The organism is Empedobacter brevis (assembly GCF_965118635.1).
Taxonomy (GTDB): Bacteria; Bacteroidota; Bacteroidia; order Flavobacteriales; family Weeksellaceae; genus Empedobacter; species Empedobacter brevis_A.
The window spans coordinates 1-3,819 of the sequence record NZ_CBCPHV010000025.1; the positions used below are offsets into that span (position 1 = coordinate 1).

Consider the following 3,819-nt stretch of genomic DNA (forward strand, 5'->3'; position numbering starts at 1 on the left):
CAAACAGGTGTTGATGTATTATCACCAACAGGAGAAGATTTACCAAAAGAAAAAGCCGTTGCAGTGTATATTGAAGAAAACGCTGTGTCACCTGTATTAATAGGGTTAAATAGAATTAACAAAAATGAAAGTATTTTTAAGTTTGATAATTTTAATGATCAAAATCAGTGGAAATCTAATACAGTAGTTTTAAAAGATGCTAATACTGCTAATTCTAATGGGTGGAAGACCACAAGAAGAAAAATAACAGTTGGAATTCACAAAACAAATTTATACCTAACTGATTTAGTTTACTTTCACACATTAGATAGTGATGGTAAAATTGTGCAATCATTTTCGAAACAAGGAGTTTATGCAGGAACAACTGAATGGGAATTTACGACAAGTCCAAATGAAGTAGAAATTATACTTTGTGTAAGAAATGGACAATTAGATAGTAATTATAGTGGTTTTCTTTACTTAACTACTCCAGAAGCTTATGAAAATTTAACTGATGAAATATTTATAAAAAGAGATGGATCAGAAAATTTACTTGATTCAATTCGAGCTAAAACAGCTCCTTATTTATTAAACCCAAAACGAAACAATTTTGATTACCGTGCAATTCAAAATATTGAATTAGTTAATCCTATTGAAGCAAAACTTAAAAATGCGGAGGGTGAATGGTTGAGATTGTTTATATCATTTATAAGAATATTAGAGATAGATAATGTTAGCTCTACTATCGTTCAAATTTCTAAATATAATGAAACAAGCAACTCTACTGGTGTTAATGATATTTCTGTGTCTACTTTCATTGGGAGTGATAATCAAAAAGTTGTTGACAAAAATGGTTACATAAACGTCAATTTAACAGAGGTTTCAAGTTCTGGAATTAATATGAGAATTTTGCTTGATACTAAATATTTAGTTAAAAGTATTGATACTAACATTTCTTTATCTGATACTTTAGAGTTAAATACAGCTTATTTATTTGCTTCATCCATACAACAGAATAAAAGTGTTTCAAAAAATGGTGCTTATTTAGGAGATTCAACAGTCGAATTTGGTACAATACCAACACAAGTAGGTTCTTTGTTAGGATATGACATTAAAAATTGTGGTGTTGGAGGAACAAGAATGGCAGTACATACATTATCAGATTATAAGGATTTAAGTTTTTATAAAATTGCAGAAGCTATTAATTCAGGCGATTGGTCAATTATAAAAACTGCATTAGATAATTTAATTTATCAAACTAGCGATACAGCAAAGGCACAAAGATTAACAACAACGAAAAACAATTTAATAAATACAGATTGGAGTAAAATAGATTTTATTGTTATTCAATACGGAACAAATGATTTTACAGGAGGTAATGACATCGGCTTAATTGATAAAAGTAATTTAGATGTAACAACATTAATAGGTGCGTTGAATTATGGAATTAAACAAATTTTATTGAAATATCCAAAAATTAAACTTTATTTCATAACTCCTACTCATAGATATATGGAAGCATCATTAAAAAACGATTCAGATACTTATACAAATGTTCTTGGTAAAAAATTGATCGATTATGTGGACGCTATAAAAAGTGCATCAAACCAAAACTTTTCTCCAGTAAAAGATATGTATCGCGAATCAGGATTTTCTCAGTACAACCACTCAATATATTTTGTAGACGGTGTTCACCCTAATGTAGCAGGTTATAAACTATTTTCTGAGCAAGTAGCAGCATTTATTCGTAGCTGTATAATGTAATTAAAACAGTATTTAAAAACAATTTAAAGCACGTGTAATTTTTACACGTGCAGGATAAACTCATTTTAAAAATTAAGGTATGATATATTTATCAGCAGGTCATCACAACGCCGATAGTGGCGCGGTTGGCAATGGTTATAGAGAAGCCGATTTGACAATAGAATTCAGAAATGCCATTGTCAAAGAACTTGACAAATTAGGTGTAAAATACATCTTGGATAAAGATTGGGAAACGAATTCACAATACCAAGGTAGAATTAAACCAGGAAGTGGATCGGTTCTGTTAGATATTCACTTCAATTCTGCAACATCTAATGCAAGCGGTGTCGAAGTATTAGTAGCGAATGATGCTAATGGAGATTCAAGATTGTTTGCATCAGAAATTCTAAAGGCAACAATTTCGGCAACAGGATTGCCAAATCGTGGTGTGAAAAAAGAAAGTGATTCGCAACATTCACGTATTGGTATTCTGCATAAAGGAGCTGGTATTGCTGCGTTAGTTGAAGTTGGTTTCATTAGTAATGCAAATGATATTAAAGCATACAAAAAAGCTTTACCAGAGTTAGCGAAATCCTATGCTAAGATTTTAAAACAATTCGAAGATTTACGAGTATGAGAACACTAATTATAATGATGGTAGCGACATTGATGTCGTTAGCATCTTGCGCAACAAAGCGAAAAACGAAGGATGTAGAGAAGTTAGAAGTTAAGACTGAGAATGTTGTAAAGAATGATTCGTCAGTAAATCTACAGTTGCAGAAATCTAGCTATGATTATTTGCAAAACTATTCAAAAAGCGAAACTCTACTACAAAAGCTCGGTTTAACCTATGCTGGTAAAACTAATGAGGATAAAGGTAAAGTTTCCTTAAAACAAACAAAAGACGGCTTAGAACTCGATATACAAGGCGCTATTGCGATGGCTTTAGATCAAGCTCAACAAAAAGACGAGAATTTTACAAAAGCAGAAATGATTAAGTTGATGGATTCTATTTATAGTGTAAAACTTCAACAAGATTTAGTACAAAGAGAGCAACGTTTGATTGATTATTTTAAATCCAACAAAGAGAATGATACAATAGGCTTTCAATTCGGTGCTTATCTAACAGGGTTTGGAGTAGTCTGTTTTGTGATCTTCTTAGTTTGGATAGGTGGAAGAGTAATAATATCTAAATGTAAATAATCATTAAATGAAAATTTTTAATATTATATTTGAAAAAAAATACAATATGTCGATATTGTTTAAAACTTTGGTTGAACAAGTAGCCTCACAAGGTTATAAATCTAATATTATAAAACCTTTGCTAGGTATGATGGTGATTTTTTTACTAGGTGTTATTGCTACTAAGTATTATGAAATTCCATTTATACCATATATTTTTATGGTTTTAATAACAATATGTGGTATTGGAATGTTATTCACTTATTTTTATTGCTTATTTAAAAATCCTGATTTACTTAGATCTGAAAAGTATAATTTAGAAAAAAATGCAATTGAAAAAGTTTCAATTGTAGGAGACAGTGAAAAGAAAGCTTCAATAAATTTACCTACTTCTGAGTATGTAATAATTAAAGGAGATAATGACAGAAAAATGCTAGAAAATGAATGATAATAAAAGATATAGAATTTACAGTGTAAATTTATCTGATATAAATTCTGAAAAAGATGATCAAAATTTTTTTAACAAAATAATTGAAAAAAAATTTGATTGGTGGCGCTATTTCCCTTTGAATTGGGTGATAATTACTCCATATGAAGTATCTACTAATGATATTATCTTATTATTAAGTGAATGCTATAATAATACCTTTTTCTCAGTTTTTGAAATTAACATTAAGGATATTGGTGGAGTTATGCCAGGAAATAAAGCAACTTTAGATAAGAGTATTAAAATTGAGTCTCCTTTAGAATTTTTTTATAAGATTAAAGCTCCTGATTTTAAATTCAATTGGGAAAAATAGATAATATAAAAGCTGTTTAAAACATATTTAAACGGCTTTTGTATTTGAGATAAGTTTTACGATTTTATTGTACATTTCGTTTTGAAAAAGTGTACATTTCGTTTTGCGGATTATA

At 29.4% G+C, this 3,819-nt stretch carries 5 protein-coding genes; all 5 read left to right on the forward strand.

All coding sequences use genetic code 11. The features are described from left to right. Window positions 1-1,743: SGNH/GDSL hydrolase family protein (locus ACMHJW_RS14515; protein WP_413534122.1), on the forward strand; the 1,743-nt coding region annotated here is incomplete at its 5' end. Between the two features lie 79 nt (window positions 1,744-1,822). Then, window positions 1,823-2,359, forward strand: a complete 537-nt coding sequence (locus tag ACMHJW_RS14520; RefSeq protein ID WP_413534123.1) for an N-acetylmuramoyl-L-alanine amidase — start codon at window positions 1,823-1,825, stop codon at window positions 2,357-2,359. 14 nt (window positions 2,360-2,373) lie between these two features. Continuing rightward, window positions 2,374-2,925, forward strand: coding sequence for a hypothetical protein (locus tag ACMHJW_RS14525; protein ID WP_413534124.1), 552 nt, complete (start codon window positions 2,374-2,376; stop codon window positions 2,923-2,925). A 7-nt stretch (window positions 2,926-2,932) separates the two neighbouring features. Next, the gene (locus tag ACMHJW_RS14530; protein ID WP_413534125.1) at window positions 2,933-3,352 is read left to right on the forward strand and encodes a hypothetical protein; all 420 of its coding nucleotides are present in this window, start codon (window positions 2,933-2,935) and stop codon (window positions 3,350-3,352) included. Further along, a complete protein-coding gene (locus ACMHJW_RS14535; protein WP_413534126.1) occupies window positions 3,345-3,704 on the forward strand; it encodes a hypothetical protein in 360 nt (119 codons plus the stop codon). The genes ACMHJW_RS14530 and ACMHJW_RS14535 overlap by 8 nt, the downstream gene beginning before the upstream one ends. Window positions 3,705-3,819: the final 115 nt, after the last annotated feature.